General features: G+C 46.6%; 24 protein-coding genes. 6 read left to right on the forward strand and 18 right to left on the reverse strand.

Going from position 1 to position 24,061, the window contains the following annotated elements; translation table 11 throughout:
* Window positions 1-314: 314 nt before the first annotated feature.
* From VST71_10630 to ribD, 18 genes are all read right to left on the reverse strand, one after another.
* A complete protein-coding gene (locus tag VST71_10630) occupies window positions 315-890 on the reverse strand; it encodes a tetratricopeptide repeat protein (GenBank protein MEC4686172.1) in 576 nt (191 codons plus the stop codon).
* Window positions 891-910: 20 nt separating this feature from the next.
* Window positions 911-1,060, reverse strand: coding sequence for a CcmD family protein (locus VST71_10635; GenBank protein MEC4686173.1), 150 nt, complete (start codon window positions 1,058-1,060; stop codon window positions 911-913).
* Window positions 1,060-1,743 (reverse strand): cytochrome c biogenesis protein CcsA, encoded by a 684-nt coding sequence (gene ccsA, locus VST71_10640; protein ID MEC4686174.1) that lies wholly within the window; start codon window positions 1,741-1,743, stop codon window positions 1,060-1,062. The genes VST71_10635 and ccsA overlap by 1 nt, the downstream gene beginning before the upstream one ends.
* 3 nt (window positions 1,744-1,746) lie before the next feature.
* The gene (locus VST71_10645; GenBank protein ID MEC4686175.1) at window positions 1,747-2,418 is read right to left on the reverse strand and encodes a heme exporter protein CcmB; all 672 of its coding nucleotides are present in this window, start codon (window positions 2,416-2,418) and stop codon (window positions 1,747-1,749) included.
* Window positions 2,415-3,164 (reverse strand): heme ABC exporter ATP-binding protein CcmA, encoded by a 750-nt coding sequence (gene ccmA / locus VST71_10650; GenBank protein ID MEC4686176.1) that lies wholly within the window; start codon window positions 3,162-3,164, stop codon window positions 2,415-2,417. The genes VST71_10645 and ccmA overlap by 4 nt, the downstream gene beginning before the upstream one ends.
* Window positions 3,133-3,450 (reverse strand): hypothetical protein, encoded by a 318-nt coding sequence (locus VST71_10655; GenBank protein ID MEC4686177.1) that lies wholly within the window; start codon window positions 3,448-3,450, stop codon window positions 3,133-3,135. The genes ccmA and VST71_10655 overlap by 32 nt, the downstream gene beginning before the upstream one ends.
* A gap of 2 nt (window positions 3,451-3,452) precedes the next feature.
* Window positions 3,453-3,929, reverse strand: a complete 477-nt coding sequence (locus tag VST71_10660) for a cytochrome c-type biogenesis protein CcmH (protein MEC4686178.1) — start codon at window positions 3,927-3,929, stop codon at window positions 3,453-3,455.
* Window positions 3,916-5,880, reverse strand: a complete 1,965-nt coding sequence (locus tag VST71_10665; protein ID MEC4686179.1) for a heme lyase CcmF/NrfE family subunit — start codon at window positions 5,878-5,880, stop codon at window positions 3,916-3,918. Before VST71_10665 ends, VST71_10660 begins: the two co-directional genes overlap by 14 nt.
* Window positions 5,881-5,883: 3 nt before the next feature.
* A complete protein-coding gene (locus tag VST71_10670) occupies window positions 5,884-6,306 on the reverse strand; it encodes a cytochrome c maturation protein CcmE (protein ID MEC4686180.1) in 423 nt (140 codons plus the stop codon).
* A gap of 317 nt (window positions 6,307-6,623) precedes the next feature.
* Window positions 6,624-7,982, reverse strand: coding sequence for a sigma-54 dependent transcriptional regulator (locus VST71_10675; protein ID MEC4686181.1), 1,359 nt, complete (start codon window positions 7,980-7,982; stop codon window positions 6,624-6,626).
* Between the two features lie 222 nt (window positions 7,983-8,204).
* Window positions 8,205-9,689: an ATP-binding protein gene (locus VST71_10680; protein MEC4686182.1), complete on the reverse strand. Its 1,485-nt coding sequence runs from the start codon at window positions 9,687-9,689 to the stop codon at window positions 8,205-8,207.
* Window positions 9,686-11,953, reverse strand: a complete 2,268-nt coding sequence (locus VST71_10685) for a heavy metal translocating P-type ATPase (protein MEC4686183.1) — start codon at window positions 11,951-11,953, stop codon at window positions 9,686-9,688. Before VST71_10685 ends, VST71_10680 begins: the two co-directional genes overlap by 4 nt.
* Window positions 11,954-11,977: 24 nt before the next feature.
* Window positions 11,978-12,760 (reverse strand): prolipoprotein diacylglyceryl transferase, encoded by a 783-nt coding sequence (gene lgt / locus VST71_10690; GenBank protein MEC4686184.1) that lies wholly within the window; start codon window positions 12,758-12,760, stop codon window positions 11,978-11,980.
* 1 nt (window position 12,761) lies between these two features.
* Complete coding sequence (locus VST71_10695; GenBank protein MEC4686185.1) at window positions 12,762-13,400, reverse strand: hypothetical protein; 639 nt, start codon at window positions 13,398-13,400, stop codon at window positions 12,762-12,764.
* A gap of 150 nt (window positions 13,401-13,550) precedes the next feature.
* Window positions 13,551-14,651 carry a radical SAM protein gene (locus tag VST71_10700; protein MEC4686186.1) on the reverse strand — a complete coding sequence of 367 codons (1,101 nt, stop codon included), beginning with the start codon at window positions 14,649-14,651 and terminating at the stop codon, window positions 13,551-13,553.
* Window positions 14,652-14,685: 34 nt separating this feature from the next.
* Window positions 14,686-15,684: an NAD(P)H-dependent glycerol-3-phosphate dehydrogenase gene (locus VST71_10705; GenBank protein ID MEC4686187.1), complete on the reverse strand. Its 999-nt coding sequence runs from the start codon at window positions 15,682-15,684 to the stop codon at window positions 14,686-14,688.
* Window positions 15,681-17,093, reverse strand: coding sequence for a glutamate--tRNA ligase (gltX, locus tag VST71_10710; protein MEC4686188.1), 1,413 nt, complete (start codon window positions 17,091-17,093; stop codon window positions 15,681-15,683). Before gltX ends, VST71_10705 begins: the two co-directional genes overlap by 4 nt.
* Before the next feature lie 144 nt (window positions 17,094-17,237).
* Complete coding sequence (ribD, locus tag VST71_10715) at window positions 17,238-18,314, reverse strand: bifunctional diaminohydroxyphosphoribosylaminopyrimidine deaminase/5-amino-6-(5-phosphoribosylamino)uracil reductase RibD (protein ID MEC4686189.1); 1,077 nt, start codon at window positions 18,312-18,314, stop codon at window positions 17,238-17,240.
* Window positions 18,315-18,840: 526 nt separating this feature from the next.
* Between ribD and murQ the strand changes: the two genes are divergently transcribed.
* The 6 genes from murQ (at window position 18,841) to VST71_10745 (ending at window position 23,506) form a co-directional block, all read left to right on the forward strand.
* Window positions 18,841-19,704: an N-acetylmuramic acid 6-phosphate etherase gene (murQ, locus tag VST71_10720; GenBank protein ID MEC4686190.1), complete on the forward strand. Its 864-nt coding sequence runs from the start codon at window positions 18,841-18,843 to the stop codon at window positions 19,702-19,704.
* Between the two features lie 213 nt (window positions 19,705-19,917).
* Window positions 19,918-20,592 carry a hypothetical protein gene (locus VST71_10725; GenBank protein ID MEC4686191.1) on the forward strand — a complete coding sequence of 225 codons (675 nt, stop codon included), beginning with the start codon at window positions 19,918-19,920 and terminating at the stop codon, window positions 20,590-20,592.
* A 153-nt stretch (window positions 20,593-20,745) separates the two neighbouring features.
* Window positions 20,746-21,252 carry a hypothetical protein gene (locus VST71_10730; GenBank protein MEC4686192.1) on the forward strand — a complete coding sequence of 169 codons (507 nt, stop codon included), beginning with the start codon at window positions 20,746-20,748 and terminating at the stop codon, window positions 21,250-21,252.
* Window positions 21,253-21,876: 624 nt separating this feature from the next.
* A complete protein-coding gene (locus VST71_10735; GenBank protein ID MEC4686193.1) occupies window positions 21,877-22,218 on the forward strand; it encodes a hypothetical protein in 342 nt (113 codons plus the stop codon).
* 776 nt (window positions 22,219-22,994) lie between these two features.
* On the forward strand, window positions 22,995-23,189 hold the full coding sequence (locus VST71_10740) for a DUF2281 domain-containing protein (GenBank protein ID MEC4686194.1): 195 nt from the start codon (window positions 22,995-22,997) through the stop codon (window positions 23,187-23,189).
* Entirely contained in the window at window positions 23,174-23,506 is a 333-nt protein-coding gene (locus VST71_10745; protein ID MEC4686195.1) for a type II toxin-antitoxin system PemK/MazF family toxin, read from the forward strand. The genes VST71_10740 and VST71_10745 overlap by 16 nt, the downstream gene beginning before the upstream one ends.
* Window positions 23,507-24,061: the final 555 nt, after the last annotated feature.

The raw sequence follows: 24,061 nt of genomic DNA on the forward strand, positions 1-24,061 counted from the left end.
AAAGTCAACGGGCAGGCGGGGGGGCAACAGATTTTCATTGATTTCTATGAACTTGCCATATTTGAGTGGTTGTATATCACCCGTCTTGTAATGATATGCAGAAAACTGGATATCTGCCATGTTTGATATTTCTACCGGACAGCAGCGGGGGATGGGCTACACATTACACAATTTTGAACTGTTACAAATCTCTTTTGCACGTTTTCTGAGGAGAGAGAGGGCGAGGAGACCTCGCCCCTACAACTATGGACAAATTATGGTGCAAATCAATGCAGGATTTATTCGTCTACAACTACCGTAATTTATAAGGAGCCTTATGAGCCGCCTTCAGCCCTGATCTTCTCTACCTCTTCAGCAGCCATTTTCGCTATTCTCGGCTCAGGGTTTTTCGAAAGGAGTTCTTCAAAGACCGCAAGGGCCTTCTGGTTTTCTCCCATGTTATACCTGTAGATCAGCCCGATATGGAAAAGGCTGTTCAGGTGTGCCGGGTCCAGCTTCAGGGCAGTCCGGAACTTTTCTATGGCAAGGTCATACTTTCCGGTCTTCTGATAAAGTATCCCTAAATCGTTCTGGATGTGAACACTGTTTGGCTCAAGCTTTTCAGCCTTTTTAAATACCTCAAGCCCCTCATATACCTGATTGCTCTCAAAATACAGATCACCAAGGGCAACCAGTGCATCGACATTATCAGGATTCTCTTTCAGATAAGCCTTTACCTCCTGAATCCTCTCCTCTAACGGCCTGGACTGCTCAGGTCCTGCTGCAACCTCCTGAGTGGTCTCCCCACTCTTCAGTGCAAGGTTAACCAGGGACATAATAACAAACCCCCCAAATATCAGCCAGAAAAAGAGTATGACTATAGTCTCCTTTCTGCTCCTAACTGCCTCCATTACATCACCTCCTTAAAATTCTATCTGACGTCCTTCTCCTTAAACAGGTCTTCAAGCCTGTTTAACCTCCGGACGAGTTTTCTCTGCTGCCCTGAAACATACGTCAGGTATGAAAACAATCCTGCCCATACAGCCATGTAGGCCACAACCAGAAAAACAAGGTTTTTCATCAATCTCCTCCTTCCATTCTGTTCTCTAAAAACCTGATCCTCTTACACGTTAACGCCACATTGGTCTTGAGTCTGAAAAGCAGCAACCATAGAGAGAAAAAGGCTGCCATGGTTATCGCAAGTGTAAGGAGCATTGAGGGCGCGATATCAATGGAATCCGACCTTATCACCACCGGATGAATCGTCCTCCAGATCCTTGCAGACATAAAGACTATGGGCACGTCAACAAAACCCACAATGGCCAGCACTGCACAATAAGCCGCCCTCTTGCCTTCCTGGTCAACGGATGTACGCAATATCAGATACGAAACATATATAAACCATAGTATCAGGGCTGTGGTCAGCCTGGGGTCCCATGTCCACCAGGTGTTCCAGATCGGCCTCGCCCACATAACCCCGGAAAACAGGGTCAGGGATATAAAGACCACTCCGATCTCCACACTGCTTGAACCGTATACATCCCATTTGATGTCCTTTTTTACGAGATAGAGAATCCCGCAGATAAAGGCGATAAAAAAGGACAGGAAGGCCGTAAAGGCCATTGACAGATGCACGTAAAATATCTTCTGCACAATCCCCATCACCCTCTCTGTGGGGGCATAGAAAAAGATTGTATAGATGGCTGAAAGAAACAGCAGGCCCACAATAACGGTTAAGGCCCTGCTCCTGAAATCGGTATCCACTCTCTAACCCTCCTTTATAATATATTCAAACAAAAGATAACCCACACCTGAAAATATAAAACCAAAAGCAACTATTATATACAGCCAGGACGAATACTCCTGATACGGAATCTCCTCAAAAACACTCCCCGTAACCTTTACAGCAAGGGCAATCAGGGGCGTGATAACAGGAAAGAGCAACAGTGGCAAAAGCACCTCGTTCCTCCTCGTCCCTGCTGTTATGGCTGAAAAGAGCGTACCCACTGTAGAAAACCCCAGGTTTACAAAGAGCACTACAACAATGAGCATCGGCAAATGCCGGGCAAACCTGTCACCGTAGAAGACGAAAAATATCGGGATTATTACCGCCTCAGCTATAACCATAAAGATAAAATTAACCGCTGTCTTGGCAGTATATATCTGCTCTGACTCAACAGGACTGAGAAGCAGGCCGTCAATGCAGCGGTTTTCCTTCTCCTGCGAAAAGACCCTGCCAAGACCCAGCACTGCTGAAAAGATTATCGAAACCCAAAGTATACCGGCGGCTACTTCTCCATCCAGCTCCCTGCCTATTCCGAGTGCAATATTGAGGATAACGAGCAGAAGAAACCCGAAGAAGACCATTGATACCAAGGATTCTTTCTTTCTGAACTCGGTAAGGAGGTCCTTTTTTATTATCAGGAGCGTATCTCTCATACGTCCTGTGCACCCTGCAGATAGCGGAGATAGACGTGCTCGAACTCGTCAGTGTCAACCTCGCTTCTGTCCTTAAAATAAACGAGCCTTCCCTTTGAAAGAATGCCAACCTTTGTAGCGCTCTCCAGACCCCTTTTGAGGTCATGGGTAACCATCACTATAGTCCTTTGCCAGCTGTGCAGTTGCCTCAGATGCCTGCTCAGCAGAATCGAGGCCCGCTCGTCAAGCCCTGTATAGGGCTCATCCAGAAGGAGCAGAGACGGATCATTAATGAGTGCCCGTGCAATACTCAGGCGTTGCTGCATCCCGCGGGAGAACCCTGAAACCTTTGAATCTCCCCTGTCCTGCAGGCCTACCAGCCTCAATAGCTCCCCGGCTTTTGCCTCAGGGTCATTGACCCTGTAAAGCGCAGCATAAAACTCAAGGTTTTCCCTTGCGCTCAGGTCGTCGTACAGAAAGGACTGATGGGATATCACGCCAAGTTGCGCCCTGAACTCCTCGGGGTGTTCCTCGATATCAAAATCCATAACACTTATGCTGCCCGAGCCCGGCTTGAGTAATGTGGCTATAATCCTTATGAGCGTGGTCTTGCCGGCGCCGTTTGGACCAAACAGACTGAGAAACTCACCCTTCTGCAGATTAAGGTCTATTCCCCTCAGGGCTTCAATACCGTCATAACTCTTCTTCAGGCCTTTTATCTGAAGAAAGGCCGAATTAGCCATCTGTGTTCTCTTTGTTGCCTCCACCTTTTATGCCCTTCTTATCGCCCAGCTCCTTCATGACCTCAGCCACCTTCAGTCTGTAATGGTTCCGGAGTTTTTCATAATCATCATTATTTATCTTGTTGGAGGCAAACTCAAACTCAATGTCCTTGAGTGCCTTCAGAAAAGACGCTTTCTCGGTCTCAAGGGACTTGATCTGCTCATCCTTTGCATCAGGTGCCTCCTGCCACACCTGCCTGCCTCCCATTAGCGGCAGAAGTGCGTAAACCAGGGTGATAGAGGCTATTATAAAAAAAATCGCCCATTCCATTTTTAATCCTCCTCAAACTTCTTCAATTCGTCATCTATCTTCTTCTGCATCTCATCATTCAGGCCTGATCCTTTTGTCTCAGCCTCTGCTGCGGCTTCCTTTCTGCCTGAAAAGGCCCACTTCCTTACAACAACAACAGCAACAATGACCCCTACCAACAGACCCACAAACGGCAGGATATAGGCTATCAGGTTAAACCCTTTTTTTGGTGGCGCTGCAAGGATGCTCTCACCATATTGTGATACAAACGAATTTAATATTTCTTCTTTTGTTTTGCCCTTATCCATCATGCTCCTGATCATTGTCCTCATCTCTTCAGCCCTCTCGCACTCACATGTACCAAGCAACTGACCGCAACCACAGTCACACATAAGATTGCTTTCTATCTCGGTGCTGGTCAGCGAAAACCCCCTTGAGGACACAGAGAGCATCAACATGAGGGAGAAAATTATCAAAACACCATACTTAGTCAATCTCATTATAATCCCCTTTCTTTTTTCTATTTGGCAAGATTGCTATTATACCACCTGCAACCATCAGGAATCCGCCAATCCAGATCCAGATCAACAGGGGATTTACCGTAACCTTGAGCGTTATCTCCTCGTTTTCCCCGATCCCGGGCATTGTCACATAGAGGTCTTCAATCAGTCCGGTCCTGAGACTCACTTCCGTAGTAGGTTTCTCTGCATTTATATAATACCTGCGCTCCGGAGATATGGTTCCGGCAGGTTTTCCGTTTTTAAAGACCTTCAGTGTGGCAGCATAAATATCCCTGTTTCTGTCCCTGTATCCCCTCAAATCATCATAACGCAGTTCATAGTCCCCGATCTTTATGCTCTCCCCCTTGTAAAGGGTGCCCTGGGTCTCGAGTTTGTATGCAGAAGACCCTGTGATGCCTATGACTATGATAACCACTCCCAAATGTACGATATACCCTCCGTACCTCCTCCTCATTTTATAGAGAAGCCTCGGGAATGCGGTAAATACCGGCTCTCCTGTAAGCTTTCTCCTTGCCATTGTCCCACCCCTGAACTCGTTGAAGATGGTTACAATCACAAAGATGGAGAGTGAAAAAGCCGTCAGTGGATAGAACTCCCTTATGCCTGCTATAAAGAGCGCTATCGCCCCTATCACGGCTGCCAGGGCCGGAACAAGGAAGTTTTTCCGGAGGTTGTCGGCTGATGCCTTTCTCCAGCCTATGAGGGGACAGATGCCCGTCAACAGCAGGAGGATGAGAAAGAGGGGGGTGTTTACCTGGTTGAAGAAGGGCTGACTGACCGTAAGTTTATTGCCTGTTACCGCCTCTGATATGAGCGGAAAAATGGTTCCGAATAATGTGGAGAAGGCAATTGCAAGAAAGAGCACATTGTTAAAAAGAAAGGTACTCTCCCGTGAGAGATAGGACTCAAGGCTATGCTTTGTCCTCAGGTCATTGTAGCTCTCTGCTATGAGATAGATGCCGCCAAGGAGTATGACTATCATAAAGACAAGGAAATATCCCCCGAGTCCTGTGGCACCAAAGTCATGTACGGACTGAAGCACACCGCTTCTTACCAGATATGTGCCAAAAAGACAGGAGACAAAGGTCAGGACAATGAGCACCATGTTCCAGACCTTCATGATATTCCTTCTCTCCTGTATTATCGCCGAGTGTATGAATGCCGTTGCAATAAGCCAGGGAATGAATGAGGCGTTTTCCACAGGGTCCCATGCCCAGTAGCCACCCCAGCCAAGCTCAACATAGGCCCACTGTCCACCGAGTATAATCCCTATGGTCAGGAAAACCCAGGACAGGACATTCCACCTCCTCGTCTTCCTCAGCCACGTCTCATCCAGCTTGCCGATCACCATTGCTGAAACGGCATATGCAAAGGGTATGGTAAAGCCGATATACCCCAGAAAGAGTGTAGGAGGATGAAAGATCATACCGGGATTCTGGAGCATGGGGTTAAGGCCCTGTCCGTCTTTGGGAATAAACCCCAAAAGCGCAAACGGATTTGATAGTGAGGTAAGAAGCAGGAGAAAGAAGCTCGCTGTAGTGGCAAGGACGAGGTAGATATAGGGGGTGTTTCTGCTTTTCAGATCCGTTCTCGTGTTACGGACTACAATAGCGGTGAAGACAGTCAGCACCCATGCCCAGAAGAGCAGAGAGCCCTTTTGTCCGGCCCAGAAGGCAGTGACCTTGTAAAACATCGGCAGGGCCCTGTCTGAATAGGACGCCACATACTCCACCTGAAAACTGTCGGTTATAAAGAGATACCCCAGGGCGATTGACGCAAGTGTTGTAAAGAGCGCGAGGCCGTAAAGCGACCGCCTGCCGCTCTCTATAAACCTCATATCATTCTTCATCAGCCCGGTCAGAAGGAAGGCCATTGATGCCAGGGAAAATATAAATGCAAAAACCTGCGACAGGTTACCAAAATTTACCATATTCTACTCCTTTTCTCCGGTTTCTTCAGTTTTGTATTTTGACGGACATTTGGCGAGGAGGGTCGTTGCAGAAAAGGTGTTACTCTCCCTGTCATAACTTCCTTCAAGTATCACCTCAACGTCCGGTTTGAATGCATCCGGAACAACCCCGGTATATGTGACCTTCATGGTCTTGGTTTCGTCATCAAGATCCCTTACTGTAAAGGTCAGGAGGAGGTCCCTCTGGTTGTAGTTTGTGGAGCCTTCCACAACCTTTCCGCTGACCCTTATGCCCCTGTCATTAAAGCTCTCCGGGTCTGCTGCTATCACCTCATTCACTGTCAGGTAATAGACCCCGGTCTCTGAAATTCCCTTGTATATCAGAAACCCGACACCTGCCACAATAAGCATCACTGCTATCACTGTCTTCTTGACAGACTTCTTCATACACCTCCATCCTCCATCTTGATTTAGTGCCTGTGCGCAAACTCACTTATTGCCTGAGTGACAGATAAAAAAAGTGGAGTTTCCGGAAAATCAAACACTCTTGAAAACATCCGGGGAACGCACAGGGCGCAACTGTACTTTTACCTTCAGTATTAAAACAGATTATAAAGCAAAAGATATGCCAGCGTCAAACAATATGCCGAAAATGAATCCAAGCCCTTGTTTTTAAAGAAATTATCGGGTTTGCAGCATCCCGGGGACAGTATCGGGGTAAACATTGAGTGGGACAGAAGGGGGCACTGGCGAGACAAATTGTCTCACCCTTTCCTGATCTCCAGGAGCTTTCTATATATGGTCTTCCGGTTTACACCAAGGATTTCCGCAGCCCGTTTCTTGTTTCCACCGCACCTCTCCAGAATATGCTCAATGTACTGCCGCTGAAGCTCATCCAGGGATTTTCCCTCTGCGAATCTAAAACCCTCTTCCACGTCTCTGACTGCAAGCATTTCATCCGGCAAATCTTTTATCCGCACAACCCCATCCTCCGAGAGATACACAGACCGTTCAATAACATTCTCAAGTTCCCTTATGTTTCCGGGCCAGGGGTAATCCATAAGAAACCTCATGACCTCAGGAGAAATCTGAACCTTCTTCTCCTTCTGTCCATACCTGTTCAGGAATTCCTGTACAAGTATGGGAATATCCTCCCTGCGCTGCCTGAGCGGGGGAAGCTCTATTCTGAATATATTGAGTCTGTAATAGAGGTCCTCCCTGAACCTGCCCGCCCTCACCTCTTCCCTCAGATTCCTGTTGGTTGCAGAGATAATCCTGACATCAAAGGGGATGTATTTATTGCTTCCAACGGGTTTAATCTGCCTCTCCTGCAGGGCCCTGAGGAGTTTTGGCTGCAAGGTCACAGGCATTTCCGTAATCTCGTCAAGCAGTAGAGTCCCTCCATCGGCCTCAAGGAAGAGTCCTTTCTTATCGTTCTTTGCATCAGTAAAGGCCCCCCTGACATGACCAAAGAGCTCGCTCTCCAGGAGCCCCTCGGGAATGGAGGCACAATTTACAGGAACAAACGGTTTTTCCTTTCTTTGTGAACAGAGGTGGATTGCCCTTGCAATCATCTCTTTTCCGGTACCGGTCTCGCCCTCGATAAGCACATTGCCCCCTGAATCCACTATCTTCTCAATAAAGGTGAATATCTTTATCATGGCCGGGCTCTTGCCCGCAAGGTTGTGGAAACTGTAGCGCTTCGCGGTCATCTCCTCAAGCTCCCGCAATCTCTTCCTCATTTCAAGTTCCCTGACCGCCTTTTTAACGGCAACCAGAATCTGTTCCATCTTAAAGGGTTTTATAATATAATCATAAGCACCCCTGTCCATGAGTTTTACCGTATCATCTATATTTCCAAAGGCGGTGATAAGGATAACAAAGGGGAAAAAAGCATTCCCCGTTCTCGTCCGGTCAAGAAAGGAGAGTCCGTCCATAACAGGCATCTTTATATCTGAAATAACAATCTGAAACCTCTGCCTCTCCATCATGGCAAGGGCATCGTGGCCGTTTGAGGCCGTCTCCACGGCATAGCCATGCTCCAGCAGGATATCCCTTAAAAACTCCCGCATATCCCGCTCATCCTCCACAACAAGTATGCTTACCCTGTCTGCTTCTGCCATAACAAAAACCCCTTTTTATATAACCAATTCTATATAAACACAATCCAGCGATTCGATATCTAAAGGAGAGACATGATTAACCCTGAACGGTTTTAAGTATCACAAAGGCTTCACCTGGATGGTGAACCGTGATACTTACCTCGGAGTCCCGGCCGGACGCCGGGACGAGAATGAGTGAAGGGTTACTCATGTCTCTCCTTTAGATTGCCCAACGTTCCTTTATCACTGAATACTGGTAGACCCATTTTCACGCTCCGCAGGAAACCTCATAATAAATCTTACCCCACCTTCATACGAATCATCAATCTCAATCGTTCCACTGTGCTCCTGAACAATATTAGCAACAATAAAGAGCCCCAGACCAGTCCCCTCCCCCACGTCCTTTGTCGTAAAAAACGGGTCAAAAACCCTTGCCCTGTGCTCAGGCGGTATTCCGGGGCCATTGTCCTCAAAGCATATCCTCATGAATTTTCTGTTATTCTCAATCTCTTCGGAGACAGTAATCCTGATCCTGCCGCCATCCTTCATTGCATGCAATGAATTGAGCATCAGGTTGACAAACAACTGCCTGAACCCATCCTCATCCCCAAAAAACCTTTCAGCCGAGATGTCATATTCGAGGCTCAGGGGCAGCCCCTCTCTTCTCTGTCTGAGTTTGCACAAGGAGAATGCCTCGTTAATTATCTCCTTCAGATCAAGCTCCTTAAAGGCGGCCGGGCTCTTCCTCGAAAAGGAGAGCAGGTGCTGGATGGTCTGCGAGATCCGGTCTGCCTGCCGTATTATGGTCTTAAAACCCTCTCTCTGAGGATGATCCTCCGGAAGCTTTCCCATCAGTTGTTCTGCCCGGCCACTTATAACATTCAGGGGTGTGCCGATCTCATGGGCAAGGCCGGACGTAAGCTGACCTATTGAGACAAGCTTTTCCGAATGGCGAAGCCCGCGTTCGAGCCTGAGTTTTTCGTTGAAAAACTTCTCTTTCTTTATATATTGCTGCTCCAGATTCTCAGCCATCCTGTTAAAGTCGTCAATCAGCTCATCCAGTTCCACCACACCGCTCTTTTCAATACGAAGACCAAGGTCACCCTCGCCCAGTTTTTCCGATGCCTCCTTGAGCCTCCTTATAGGAACAGATATGCTCCATCTGCTTATAAGATAGGTGGCAGCACCGAGCAGCGATCCGGCAACCAGTGTAAAGAGCAGAAACCTCCTCGTTACTGCCGAAAGCCCAACGTTAATATATCCAAGAGAGAGTATAACCTCAACAGCACCCTGTACTGCACCGTTTAAATTCATGATAGGGCTGACCACGGAGATGAATTCATTCTTTCCGACACTAAAGGTCTTTTCCCTGCCCCCCTGCTTAAGGCCTTCCATATCAATACTGCTGTGGGGACACTGAATGTTTGTACAGTTACTGCGTGAGAAATCCACCAGATTGCCGTTTTTGTCATAAACATTTATTACCAGCACGTCCTTTTCATCTATCGGGGTAATGGCCCGGATGAGATCCTCGACTGTAAAATGCGGGTCTTCCTGATGATAAAACCTGAAGGTGGCGGAAAGGGTCCGTGACAACATCCATGCCCTTGACTTGACCTCACTTAAAAGGTGGTACCTCTCGTCTTTTACAGAGACATAGCCAAGCACTGCGGAAAGGAGGAGCATCAGGGTAAAAATGTAAAGAAAAAGCCGTGTTGAAATCTTCAAGTCTTAAGAATCCTCGTTGAATTCAGTACTGCAAGCACGGCAACACCCACATCTGCAAAAACCGCCTCCCACATAGTTGCCATGCCAAAGGCACCGAATATTATGAAAAACCCCTTGATCGTCAGGGCCATGGTTATGTTGATAAAGACGATCTTCCGCGTTCTTCTCGATATGTGCATTGCATCGAGCAGACCCGTCAGCCTGTCTTTCATGAGCACCACGTCAGCGGCCTCAATGGCGGCATCAGAGCCGAGCCCTCCCATTGCCACTCCGATATCAGAGGCAACCAGCACCGGCGCATCGTTAATACCGTCTCCGACAAAGCCTATCTTGTCCTTCTTCCTGTCGATATTTGCCTCCAGCTCCTGAACTATCCTGATCTTGTCCTGGGGCAGCAGCTCGGCATGAAACTCATCTATCCCCAACTCATTGGCAACTATATCCGCTGCATCCCTGCCGTCTCCTGTAAGCATCACCACCTTCCTGACCCCTTCTCTTCTGAGGCCCTCAATGGTACTGGCAGCATCAGACCTCACCTTGTCGGCAAGCAGGATGTATCCTGCATACTTCATGTCAATGACAATATGCACGACAGTGCCCTTCACCTTGCATGTATCGTGATCAATGTCGTATCCCTTCATGTGGAGAATCCTGTCATTGCCTGCCAGGATCTCTCTCCCCTCTGCAATTGCCCTTACACCATGCGAGGGGATTTCCTCGTACTTCTGTATCGTGTTTTCATCTATTCCCTCACCGTATGCATCCATGATGGACTTTGCAATAGGGTGATTGGACTGGCTCTCTGCCTCCGCAGCAAGACGGAGGAGCTCTTCCCTTGTAAATCCGTTCAGGGGCATAACTTCCGTCACCTTAAACACACCCTCGGTGAGTGTCCCTGTCTTGTCAAAAACCATGGTACGGATATCCCTGAAACCCTCAAGGTAGTTTGAGCCCTTAAAAAGCACCCCGTTTCTGGAGGCAGCCCCAATGCCGCCGAAAAAACCAAGCGGAATGGAGATGACAAGTGCACACGGACAGGCTATAACAAGAAAGACAAGTGCGCGGTAAATCCATTCAGAGTAAGTCTCCGGATGGGAAAAGACGGATGTAAGTGCAGGGATTTGATAGATAACAGGCGGCAGGATTGCAAGGGCAAAGGCGCCGGCCACAACTGCAGGGGTATAGACCTTTGAAAACTTGGTGATAAATTTCTCTGTCGGGGCTTTTTGTGCAGATGCCTTTTCAACAAGGTCGAGTATCCTGCTCACTGTTGAGTCACTGAAGACCTTGGTGACCCTCACTGTTATCACTGCATTTCTGTTTATCATTCCCGAGAGGACCTCATCGCCCTCTTTCAGGGACCTTGGCATTGACTCTCCGGTCAGGGCCGAAGTATCCACACTGCTCTGCCCCTCCTCAACAACACCGTCAAGCGGAACTTTCTCTCCGGGCTTGACCATTATAAGGTCGCCTACCTGGACATCCTGGGGCCTGACCCTTTCGGTAATTCCATTCTTCTTCAGATTTGCATAATCAGGCCTTATCTTAAGGAGATTCCTGATCGATCTCCGCGAATGGTTTAATGCCCGGTCCTCAAAATACTCTCCCACCTTGAAAAAGAGCATCACCCCAACAGCCTCGGGAAACTCCTTTATTGCAAAGGCGCCAAGGGTAGCTATGGTCATCAGCAGATTCTCTCCAAAGAAATCCCTGCTGATTATGCCTTTTACAGCACCTGAAACAACATCATGACCTGCAATGATATAACCGATAAGATACGGCATGAGAACAGCCCAGAAACGCAGGTCATTCAGGGGCAATTCCTCAGCGTCCGGATATACATAATTCTGAATGACAAGGCCGGTTATAAAGAATATACCGGCAAGGAATATCTTCAGCAGAATGGAAGGACCGGCATTTTCCTCCTCCTCTTCGCCCTCTTCATCCTCTATCTTCTTTATCTTTATATGCGGCTCTATCTTTTTAACCACAGCAAGGGCCTCTTCTTCAAGCTCTCTGCTGTCAGCATCAAGAATAAGGGTGGACGAGGCAAAACGCAACTCCGCCTTCACTCCGTCCATCTCGTTCAGCTTCTGCTCTATCTTTGCAGCACAGGAGGCACAACTGAGACCGCCAAGGTAATACCTCACACCCCCGGCAATGGCAGGGCTTTCAGGACGCTCCCCCTGCACAGTACTGCAGACCTCTTCAGCACAATGGTCGTCTGTCCTGCTGTTTTTTATGTGTAGCGGAAACTCAGGCATAAAATATCCTTAAATCAGGCTCCATTAAGCCCTGGCACTCCTTGTCCTGTACAGAAATATCATTATTCCCACCAGCACCATGGCAAGACTCAATATCTGTCCCATGGTGAGGAAGGCAACTACAAAACCAAGCTGCGCATCCGGTTCCCTGAAGAACTCGATCGAAAACCTTATCACCCCGTACAGGATGAGGAACAATGCAGTTAAACCGCCTGTAATCTTTATCCTGTTTTTCATATACCATAATACGATAAAAAGCACTACCCCTTCAAAAAAGGCCTCATACAGTTGAGACGGATGACGCGGCAGTCCGCCTCCGCAAGGAAAGACCATTGCCCAGGGAACGTTACTCACCCTTCCATAAAGCTCGCAGTTAATAAAATTCCCGATCCTGCCAAGCCCCAGCCCTATCGGGGCTGTTGCGATTACAAGGTCTGCAACCAGCCAGGAATCCAGTCCCCTCTTCCGGCAAAAACATATACCGGCAAAGACCGAGCCTATCAGCCCGCCATGAAATGACATCCCACCGTGCCAGACTGCAAATATCTCAAGGGGGTTTTGCAGGTATTCCGCAAAATTATAAAACAGGACATAGCCGAATCTTGCGCCCAGTATAAGGCCAAGGATAATATAGAAGTATAGATCATCTATAATCCTTCGTTCTATCCCTAACCCCTTCTTCTTTATCTGATAGTTCACGAGGAGATAGGAGCTTGCAAAGCCAAGTAGGTACATAACGCCATACCACCTGAGCTGCAGCGGGCCGACTTTTATTATATAAGGTTTTATATCAGGGTAGGGTATCACGTTACTTGATTAACCTGGTTTTTTTCTCAAAGATACACTCGGTCAACTCTCTGTTAAGACCGATGCCAACATCGAGCATCGAGCAGTACATCCTCTGGGCAATCGCCTCACTATCCACATTTACCAGACTCGTTATCGACTGATTGACAACAAATGCCTCTTCTGTGTAAAGCTCAAGAATCTCGTTATTCAACTCCAAAAACTCCTCTTTTTTAAATGCCTTTCTGACCATATCATCATAGTCCTCCGCCTCGACGGACCCAAGTAGCCTTACAAAGAGATGAATCAGCCTCTCAGTCCTCTCCTTCCTCAGCGGCAGTATCTTTTCATATTTAAAATCTATCCTTATAGGGAGAAACCTTATGTCCCCCTTGAGCCTGCAGTCAAGGTCAATACTGCCCTCTATAACCTCTTCAACGTCCATGGCACAAATACCGCTTCCCGCTTCATTGATTACAGCGGCCATATCAAGGCAGAGCCTGTAATACTGAAGCTCCCTCTTTATCCTGGCAAAAAGAAATTTTTTGAAGACCGGAAACTGCACTGAAGATACAGCCTTGCCGCAATACTTGATACATCGCTCCGAGAGTGCATAAAGAAACCATTTAGCAAACCTCATTATCTCTGTCTCTTTATCCACCCATACCCCGTTATCCTGAGAGATGACTTAAAACACACTTCAAGAGTGAACTCTCTATAATAATAACACAACAAGGCACTTCATGCCCCCTAAGGGGGAAAGACCTGGAGTAATGGAGTAATGGAGTGATCAATCCTCCAGGTTCTCCTGTTAATCCACGCCAAAGGCAGCACACCTGTAAAAATCCCTTCCAAGGGGATCACCGGACAGCTCCGCCCTGAACCTGCACCCTCCCCTGCATGCATCCAGCACATCACAATCACATTTAATATCAGCAAGCCTCAGGGGTTGCAGTCTCTTCCAGCACTTCTCAAGCCCCTCAGATATATGCCCCAGGGGCCTGTCCGAATAAAAGGCACACTTTGCAACATACCCCTCAGGCAGGACCGACACGAGATGCAGGCCGCAGGCAAAACCCTCGCCACCGCCATGAAGCCCCTCACCATAACCATATCCAAGGTATTTACCGGTCACATCCGGAGGAAGGGAAATCTCCGTGTTCTCTAACATCCTGCCGCTCAGGCACGGCACATCAACTATCCAGTTCTTTACACCCATTGTCCTGAAGAGTTCATCCATCCTCTCAAACTCGCCAAGATTTCCGGGATGGATCATCGTAGAGACAGCAACATCAAACCCGTTTTCAAGCGCAAGCCTGACAGCACTCATCGCCCTGTCAAAAACACCCCTGCCTCTCAGGGCATCATGGGAGCTTCCAAGACCGTCAATGCTGATCTGTAGCTCATCCACATTTAAATTCTTCAGAATTCTGTTATTCAGGAGAAGACCGTTTGAGAAGAGGACCTTTCTTAAAGGATAGCCTGAGAGATAATCATTGAGACCATCAAACTCCCTGTGCATCAACGGCTCTCCGCCGGATATCAGCACCCTCAGCCCCTGCACGTCATTAAAATCCTCAAGAACGCTGATTATCAGATTCAGACCGAGCTCTTTTGCCCCTGATTCTCCGATGTAGCAGTGTCTGCACCTCAGATTACACCTGTCTGTTATCAGTAATTCAAGGTATCTCAGGGAGGGAAGAGGAGATTTTCCTGTGCACTGTCTCCTGATTTTTTGCGGTGTCTCGGACAGTATCCCCTCAGAAAGACAATATGAGGTGAATTCCGTATCATCAGAAAGCGCCCCTCTGTCTGCGCATTCGCCTAAAAACTTAAAGGCACTTTCATCAATCTCGTACAGCTCGTCATTCTTTACGTGATAAACCGAGGGTTGTTCAAGCCATCTAAGCAATACATTTTCAGAGAGGAAGTATCTTCTATCGGGCTCAATAATAGAACTCCTCCTTCAGCGGTCTCGTCATCAACTCCCTTACAGCAACAAGGGGAGGCTTGTCCTTGTGAAGCATAAGGCAGACCTGCTCCACAATAGGCATCTCAACATCATATTTAACTGCAAGCTCGCAGGCTGAAACCGAGGTTGCAACCCCCTCTGCAACAGCCCTCATCTCAGACAGTATCTCTTTCAGCTTCATGCCCTGACCAAGCTTATGGCCTACAGTATAGTTCCTTGACAGATTCCCCGTACACGTAAGCACAAGGTCGCCCATTCCGCTGAGACCTGCAAAGGTCTTTGCATCAGCACCCATCTTTACACCAAGACGGGTAATCTCTGCAAGCCCCCTTGTTATGAGCGTGGCCCTTGCATTCAGGCCAAGGCCAAGGCCGTCCGATATACCGGAAGCTATGGCAATAACGTTTTTCAGGGCACCGCCCAGCTCAACACCCAGGACATCGTGATGCGTATACACCCTGAAATAATCCGTATTAAATATCTCCTGAAGCAGCAACCCGGCAGCCCTCTCCTTCACTGCAAGGGTAACGGCAGTGGGAAGCTTTTTTATGACCTCTTTGGCAAAGCTCGGCCCTGAGATCACGGCCGTCTCATGGTGTGTAAGCTGCTTCAGGATCGAGGAGACGGTCAATAGCGTCCCTTGTTCCATCCCCTTGGAAGCGCTTACAACAACAGCACTCTTCTCAAGATATCCTACAGCCTCCTTAAAGACCGACCTCACAAACTGGGTGGGAACCGCGCATATCACATATCTCGACCTGTGAAGTGCACGCTGAAGCTGATGCGTTATCTTAATATTGTCAGGCAGCGTGGCTTCAGGCAGGTAAAGCCGGTTTACCCTTTCACGCTCCATCTCCTCTGCAAGCTCTTCTTCATGAATCCAGAGCGAGACATCATAGCCCTTTTCTGCAAGCAGTATACTCAGGGCCGTGCCCCAGCTACCGGCACCTATAACACTTATATAAGCCATCAGATCCCCTCTATCGCCCTGTCCAGCCGCTTGATCGCCCTCTCCTTCCCTATAATCTCCAGAACCTCGAAAATACCGGGACTGACGGTATTGCCGGTTATTGCAACCCTGACGGGCTGGGCTATCTTTCCAAGTTTTGTGTTATGCCTCTCTACCATTGCCATAAATACCTTTTCTATCTCTTCTGCGCTGAAGTTTTCCAGTCCGGCAAGTCCGTTCCGAACATCTTCAAGCAGGGGCTTTGTCTTTTCATTTATAAATTTCTCTCTTGCCTTGGGATCAAGCTCAACATACTCAAGGATATAATACCTCATGGAACGGGCCATCTCCAGAAGTGTCCTGGAGCGCTCCTGAAGAGTAATAACAGCCCTTTTGAGCCATTCCCGGTCAATCTCCTCTTCTTTTTTGACAAGCCCCTCTTTTTCAAGAAACGGGATAAGCAGTTCCGAGATATACTCGGGGGAAGAATCCTTTATGTACTGACTGTTAATCCAGAGAAGCTTGTCAGGGTTGAAGACAGCGGCAGACTTTCCAATCGCCTCAAGTGAAAAATGCTCTATCAATTCCTCTTTGGTAAAGACCTCCTGGTCGCCATAAGACCAGCCAAGACGGACGAGGTAATTCAGGAGCGCCTCGGGCAGATACCCCATATCCCGATAAGCCTGCACGGATGTGGCCCCGTGGCGCTTGCTCAATCTCGTCTTGTCAGGGCCGAGGATCATGGGCAGATGGGCAAATTTGGGAACCGGAAAGCCGAGAGCCTGGTAAATGTGTATCTGCTTGGGCGTATTGTTCAGATGGTCATCACCCCTTATCACATGGGTTATGGTCATATCCACATCGTCTACAACAACCACAAAATTATACGTTGGTGTATTGTCTGAACGGAGGATGATAAAATCGTCAAGCTGCTCATTTTCATATACTATGTGTCCCCTTATAAGGTCATCCACAATGGTCCGGCCTGACTGCGGCATCCTGAACCTGACAGCAGGGGTCCTGTCAGGCGGCGGGGTTTTGAGGTCCCTGCACCTGCCGTCATACCTTGGAGTACGGCCTTCCTTAAGTGCCTTCCTGCGCCTCTCTTCAAGCTCCTGAGCTGTGCAATAGCAATAATATGCCTTTCCTTCCTCAAGCAGCTTCTCCACATAATTTCTGTAAACATCCAGCCTCTCGGTCTGCCTGAAAGGCCCCTCATCCCAATCAAGTCCGAGCCAGGTCATCCCCTCTATGATGGCCTCAATATACTCCTCGGTGGAACGTGTCCGGTCCGTATCCTCAATCCTGAGTACAAAGACCCCCTTGTTATGCCTGGCAAATAGCCAGTTAAAGAGGGCAGTCCTTGCCCCTCCGATGTGGAGGTAGCCGGTAGGACTCGGTGCAAACCTTACTCTCACGGAATCTTTATTCATTAATCACTCCTGTATCCGTCCTGCAATTTTTTTAACTCAGACTTGAACTGTCACCCTGACTTGAATTGTCACTCAGAACTAAACTGTCACCCTGAACTTGATTCAGGGTCTCAGTCCTTATATTCAGTCATTATATTTATAAGCTTACCTTTCAACATACCCCTCAACGAGTATGTCCTCACCTATTGTCCTTACCTTTATATCTTTCAACCTGTAGGCGTCTCTCAGGGATGCACAGGGGTTACCGCCAACAGCCGGGAATGAGTCCCTGCCACCTATTATCTTCGGGGCTATAAAAAAGACCACCTTATCCACCACACCGTCCTCAAGTGCATGAGAAGCAAGGGAAGAACCGCCTTCAATCATAACAGAGGTGACGTCCATTCCGCCAAGCCTCTCCATCAGCCACCGAAGATGGAGCCTCTTTTTATAGAGGAGTAATTTTACCCCTTTGCTTCTGAGTTCATCAAGCCTTTTTGATTTCCCATCACCTGTAACAATCACGGTCTGAGGAGGAATGTCAAGAATCCTGGCATTCTCAGGCATTTTCAACTCCGGGTCAATAACCACACGCATGGGATTTCTGGCCCCCCTGAACCTCGCAGTAAGCTCAGGGTCATCGGCCAGTACCGTGCCTATTGCAGTAATTACGGCATCAACAGAAGACCTCATTCTATGCACATACCTTCTCGCCCTCTCCCCTGTAATCCACTTCGACTCTCCCGAAGGCATGGCAATCTTTCCGTCAAGGGTCATTGCAACCTTGAGAGTCACAAATGGAACCCTCTTGGTGATAAACTTGACATAGGCCTCATTCAGCCTCCCGGCCTCATCATCGAGCACACCTGTAACAACCTCGATCCCGGCATTGCGCAGTTTCTTAACACCCTTACCGGAAACCTGAGGGTTCGGATCCTCCATTGCAACTACCACCTTTTTCACACCCGCTGCGATTATCGCCTTTGTGCATGGAGGCGTCCGTTTGTTGGTATGACAGCACGGCTCGAGGTTTACGTACAGCACAGAGCCCTTTGCCCTTGATCCGGCCTCTGCAAGCACAAGTGCCTCGGCATGAGGGGTTCCCGGCACCCTGTGAAAATCCTCGGCAATGATCCTGCCGGCCTTCACAATGATTGCACCAACCATCGGATTCGGGCTGGTTCTGCCTGCTGCCTTCTTCGCAAGCCTGATTGTTCTTCTGATATAATCCCTATCGGTCATAGAGGAAAACGGTCACAACTGAAGATAATCTATCCGCAGATTACGCAGATTTACACAGATTTTTCTACCGGACAATAAATAATCTCCAAATATCTTTTTTTGTCATTGCAAGCAGATTTTGTCATCGCTTTTGCTCTTCGCAATGACAATCAGGGCTTTTCTTATGAAACCATAAATAATATAACAAAAAAAGGGCCTTTCTTTCAGGAACGGAACACTTCCAGCGGTAAAAAACCTCTAATCACAGAACGGTTTAAATTTCGCAGCATATTTATGTGAATGGTGTACGGTGAAAATCAGTGCAGGATTGCTTCATCGCTAACGATCCACGCAATGACATTACGAAAACCTTTCTTGTCATTACAAGTCTTTTCTTGTCATTGCAAGTCTTTTCTTGTCATTGCGAGTCTTTTCTGTCATTGCGAGTGAAACGAAGCAATCTCAAAGCGTTATAAGTTCGCCGTGAATTGCTGGTCATATCGCTTCCAGCAACCATTTACCCCCGTATTTGGGTTATTATATTTTCATGTCCACTGAAGATTTAAACCCTTCAGCCATAGAGATTGATCTCCTTTCCGTTGAAGAGATCATCCACATTATGAACGAGGAAAACCTTGCGGCAGTGCAAGCCGTCAACAAGGCCGGAGACTCCATCTCCAGCGCTGTCAAGGACGCCGTCATCACGATCAAGTCTGGGGGAAGACTGGTCTACGTTGGGGCAGGCACCAGCGGCAGGCTCGGTATCCTTGACGCCTCGGAAATACCACCGACATTCGGCGAGGCCCCGGGAGTAATCAAGGCGGTCATGGCAGGAGGAGAAGCTGCGCTCACCACTTCTGTTGAAGGTGCTGAAGACAACAGGCTGGCAGGAAAACATGCGGTAGCTGATATAACCGCAAGGGACATGCTTTTGGGCATATCAGCAAGCGGAAAAACCCCTTTTGTGCTCTCAGCCCTCATGGAGGGAAAGGACCAGGGGGCCAGGTGCTGGCTTTTGACGTGCAATGATATTGAATATGACTTTCTTGACGGGGTAATAAAGGTTATAGTCGGCCCTGAGATTGTTGCCGGTTCAACAAGGCTCAAGGCAGGCACTGCCACCAAAATGGTGCTAAACATGATCTCCACCACTGCCATGGTCAAGCTCGGCAAGGTATATAAGGGCTACATGATCGACGTGGTCCCCTCAAACAGGAAACTGAAAGACCGCGCCGTCAGGATAATCATGGACCTTACAGGATGCAGCCGGGAAGAAGCCGGGACATTATTGCAGAGTTCGGGGGGAAATGCAAAGACAGCGGTGCTGATGTACCTGAAAGGCCTGGATTATGACAATGCAAGAAGGCTGCTAAATGAATCAGGGGGATCGTTGAGGAAGGCGCTGTTGTGAGGGGATTCGAGCAGTAATCCCGGATGTATAATTATCATTGAATAATTGGTCTATTTCTGTATATCATTACAAATATCATGATATACAGTTAGTTATTTATAAATAACCAGCAAAAAACTTGTCAAATATCATTTTATTCGTGTAAACTTTGGAGATATACAGAAATTCTATACTAACTGGTTATACAACTAAATCGATTGAAACTCTGTCATAATGGATGATAACTCAATATTAAGTAACCATACTCGAAAGGTTCGGAAATCGCTGTTAATTGCAAGTGTTATTGGGTATTCTATCTCTAAAATAGGCTTAACGATTAAGAAAGTATCATTATTTGGATCTGAATTTTCTATAACTAATCATGAAGCTATTCCTTTTATACTTATTATTATTACTACCTATTTGTTGATAACCTTTATAAGCTATTCGCTTTCAGATTACTCTTCCCATTATCGTAAGGGTAAGCGTGATTATATAGAACAAATTGTATCAGGTTCTATGCAATCGCGTGATGCTTTATTACATTCTTTAAGCTTATTGGAAAAGGAGATAATTAATCTTGAAAAGAAAATAAAGGGAATGAACTATATACCGCCAGACGGTAGAATCGAGATAGAAAAGGAGATTGAAAAAAAGAAATTCGAACAACAGAAATTAAACAATATATTGAGGTTTCATGAAACTAATCGCAAGTCCCTTTTTGATTATTTTACCTTTGCCAAGTTCCGATTAGTAATGGAATTAATCATTCCTATACTCGCAGGAATTATTACGATTGTATTTCTTATTTTTTATACAAATATCACACAGATAGATGGTAAGGAATTAAAAGGTAGTAGTGCAAGCACCATCAATAAGAGTGAAAATATAATAGAGAATAAAAGATAAAATGTATAACAATTTCATGGACTTGAACAGGCTACCACATATCCCTTTTTCAAGTCGTTCTAATTTTATGTTTATGTTGCTGTTTATCATAGTTATTAAGTTCCGCCTGTCAGTCATGATGACGTTAGAATGAAAAGAGTTTAAGGAGTTTTTATGGGGGAAAAAGTATCATGGTTTAACACTTCTAATGAACAAAGGGAATATTGGGAGCGTTTATGTCCTCCGAATGAGTATAGAATTTTATCTCCTTCAAGTTTTTTCACAGTTATCCCTGACCAATTGATTAAAAAAGCAGAAAGCATATTTCTTGTTTCATCTGGTTCTCCACAAGGTCAAATCCTATACATGGCAAATATTCATAGGGTTGACTCTTCAGCTTGTGCAATTGACCAAGAACCTTTTGGAATAGTTTTTAATGGTTCATCCCCTTCTTTGCAGGGATGCCTTTTACACCATGGAAAATGGAATAATCGTTCTGTTGAGCCTCCGCAAGAATTTTGGACTGCATTAAATTCTTGTGGAATTGGGAACTGTTACCCATTTTCTGAAGTGCCAAGTACTATCGCTGGACATGTATCTGATCTAAAAGTAAAAAGTCAACATGATGCTTTTTCTGCTTTAGTAGATAAACTTAAAAATAAATCTTTGATAGTTGATTAAATATATTCTAACGAATAAATGCACCGGATTTTTCTTACGCTGTCGCTTCAGAAAAAACCGGTGATTATCGTGTAAGGGACGGCAGGTAGGGAACGTTATTGACTACGTTGACTAACTCACTTTTCCTTGTTTTTTTCTTTACATACAGCTGATATGGAAACTCCTACCTGACGCGCAACCTCTGCCCACTGACTATGTTGCTATAGCATAGTTAGTCAACGTAGTCAACTCTTATGACAATGCAAGGAGGGTGCTGAAGGAATCAGGGGGATCGTTGAGGAAGGCGTGGATTCAAGGATTAGGATTCGGGAATACAGGTGTCTGATGGAATATTCATGAACAGTGTTATCCAACGCGATAGATAACATTACAAACATGGTGTTATCCGGCATGTCTTGGGATTTATACTAAATAAAACCCCAAAAAAAATAGCAATATAACTTGTAATTTACAATACTGATCTGGTATTATTTTTAAATTATATATTAACTTGTTATATGCTGGAAAGTGTTATTAGAGATTGTTTTTGGAATTCTCTTTATTTCACAGAGGTTAAACGATCATCCCCTCTGGAAATAATAATCAAACCAAAATGATGGTCACAAACGTAGGAAAGGAGATGCAATGAATTATCCAACAAGACAGGAAGTACAAGATGCAATCGCAAGAAAGACGGAGCAAATACATGCTCAAGCAAGTGCTAAGGCTAAGGCTGATGGTCATACAGAACTCTTAGGTGCTAGCTGGTTTGCATGTGCGGGGTGTGAAGCTGGATTAAATGCCACCCTTGCTGCAGCCATTCTGGCTGCTATAGCCGGGTTTCCTGAGGATACACCTGCCATCGCTGCAATCGCAGCTGCATGCGGGATTCCTGAAGCGATTGTAACGACCATCCTAGCAGGCGGAGGTGCTGGTCTGGAAACAGTCATTTCTGAGTTGTGCAAGGCAATGGGAGCATGTTCATAATAGGGTTTTAAAAGGCACATAATCGGGTAGCCGGGGGGATTTCTCCCCCAGCCCCCACAGTGCCCTGCATGCGGGTCCGTACAGGGCGCTTCACAAAGACTATTGGACTGTAGCCGAATAATGAATGTACACCCACATTTCCTTGATTGAGACTAAACCTTGATTCTTCAGTCCCGCTGTTGGCGAAACAAAGAGGGGTCACCCATTAAAAGGCCCCTTGTCAAGAGAAAAAAGGTCCCCTATCGGAAAACATTAGCTTCCCTGTCTCTTCCTTTCTGCCATTATGGATATGCCTGGTTCTTTTTTCGCACCCGTTATTTCTTTCTTTCAGTTACAGAATAGCCCTAAACTATTCCGCACCAGTCACCCATCAGGATCAAAGGACAGCAGGTAAGCAGGTAGGGGACGTTATTGACTACGTTGACTAACTACTCTTCCCTGTTATTATCCTGCATTGCACATTCCGAGTCAAGCCAGGTACTGATTCCAACGCAAGGCGGCCACCCATTCCAAGGGAAGCCGACATGGTTTCAAAGGTAAAAAGCCCTTGCAAGAAAGCAACTTTACAAGCGAAAAGAATAGGAGCTGAGATCGTGCCCAAACATAACCGGTCTCGGTTGGCTGGGAATAGATACCCTGAAACCGGTACCGTTTAGGCGGGATTTACTCCCCTATTTTCGGTTCTGTGTCGGTGGGTGTAACAGGTAGGTCTCAACACGTGTTATTATCTGATTCAATTTGTTATAATTTAACATATCCCAAAAGGAGAAAAATTCATGAGTAAAAAAGACCTGCTTTTAAATGAAATAGAACAGGTTCCAGAGCCATTACTTGACGAGATATTGGACTTTATCCACTTTTTAAAAACAAAGATCGTTCGTGAACGGCTGGATACCGCCATTGCCAGTGAATCATCTCTCAGAAAAGATTGGATGAGACCAGAGGAAGACGAGGCATGGCAAGATTTGTGAAAGGTGATGTAGTTGTTGTTCCTTTTCCTTTCTCTGACTTAACCCAAGCCAAAAGACGCCCTGCCTTGATTATTTCAAATTTAGATGGTAACGACCTGATTCTTTGCCAGATAACCAGTCAATCCATTAAAGACAATTATGCAATTCCACTTATCGATCAAGATTTTTCCAAAGGTAGTCTAAAACAGCACAGTAACATAAGACCAAATCGCATATTCACAGCTGATAAACATATCATCCTCTATAAAGTTGGAGGCCTTAAGGCAGAAAAAGTCAACGAGATTATTGAAAAAATAGTTGAGATTATCCGAAGCTGACTAATTACTATTCCCTGTTATTATCATACATTGCACGTTCCGTGTCAACCCGGTCACTAACTCCAACTCAATGCGGCCACCCATTCCAAGAAAAGCCGACATGGGTTCAAGGGTAAAAAGCCCAGGCAAGAAAGCAACTTTACAAGCGAAGAGAATAGGAGCTGAGATCATGCCCCAACATACCGGTCTCGGTTGGCTGGGAATAGATACCCTGAACCCGGTACCGTTCGTGAAGGATTTACTCCCCTAAAAACGGTCTCCTGTCGGTGGGACTTAACAGTTACTGTATTGATCAAGGAGACTGACAGAGAAAATTGGTCAAGTGGCGGTAAAGTCCATATTGGTAAGTTCGAAGTTTGGCAAAGGCCATGCTAAAATGGGTACAATATACAAGAGTTAGGGCATAATAAGAAAAGGTTCCTCGCTGATTTGAGTGGGTAGCCCTTGCTTAGTAGCCATACAAAATGGTAAGTTCATACGCATTATGACAGATACTGAACTTATACAAAAGGCCCTTGGTTTGACACCGCCGTGGCGGGTGACATCTTCAGATTT

It is taken from the genome of Nitrospirota bacterium (genome assembly GCA_035873375.1).
GTDB lineage: Bacteria > Nitrospirota > Thermodesulfovibrionia > Thermodesulfovibrionales > JdFR-85 > BMS3Bbin07.